The organism is Thalassotalea sp. G20_0 (genome assembly GCF_017744175.1).
Lineage (GTDB): Bacteria > Pseudomonadota > Gammaproteobacteria > Pseudomonadales > Endozoicomonadaceae > Endozoicomonas.
On sequence record NZ_JAGHQV010000324.1, the window covers coordinates 1 to 778 of the forward strand.

1 protein-coding gene is annotated in these 778 nt (G+C 53.7%); it reads right to left on the reverse strand.

Going from position 1 to position 778, the window contains the following annotated elements; all coding sequences use genetic code 11:
* The coding region (locus J7438_RS26305) for a DUF1601 domain-containing protein (RefSeq protein ID WP_209278982.1) at positions 1–745 on the reverse strand (745 nt) is incomplete at its 3' end.
* Between the last annotated feature and the right edge of the window lie 33 nt (positions 746–778).

Sequence of the window (778 nt, forward strand, 5' to 3'; positions counted from 1 at the left end):
GTGCATTAACGTGGGGCAACAACGCCGCCACGGCGTCGTTGAGCTCTGGTGTCCGTTCCAGCCCGTTGTCCACCAGTTTCGCCATGGCCCACAGCAGGTTGGCGATATGCTGAGGAATAAATTGGCCTTTCTGTGCGTTTACGAAGCGCAACAGCGCGGCTACGGCCTCGTTGAATTCTGGTGTCTGCTCCTGTCCGTTATCCACCAGTTTCGCCATGGCCCACAGCAGGTTGGTGATACCCTGTTGTTTAAAGTTAGCTTTCTGTGCGTTCACGAGGGGCAAAAGCGCGGTTACGGCCTCGTTGAACTCTGGTGTCTGCTGCTGCCCGTTGTCCACCAGTTTCGCTATGGCCCACAGCAGGTTGGTGATTTCCTGAGGTTTAAAGTTAGCTTTTTGTGCGTCTACGTGGGGCAACAGCACGGCCACGGCCTCGTTGAGTTCTGATGTTAGCTCCTGGCCGTTGTCCACCAGCTTCGCCATGGACCACAGCAAGTTGGCGATTCCCTGAGGAGTGAATTGTTTTTTCTGTGCGTTCACGTGGGATAACAGTGCGGCCACAGCCTCTTTGAGTACTGGTGTTTGTTCCTGCCCGTTGTCCACCAGTTTCGCCATGGCCCACAGCAGGTTGGCGATTCCCCGGGCATCAATGTCCCTGGCTTCAGATTTTTGGTTGCATTTGAATATTATTGCATCAAGCAGAGTAAACAATAAGGCAGCCTGAGTAAGCTTAACACGCTCATCCACGGGCCTATGAAGGGTAAAAACACCCGCTGAAGT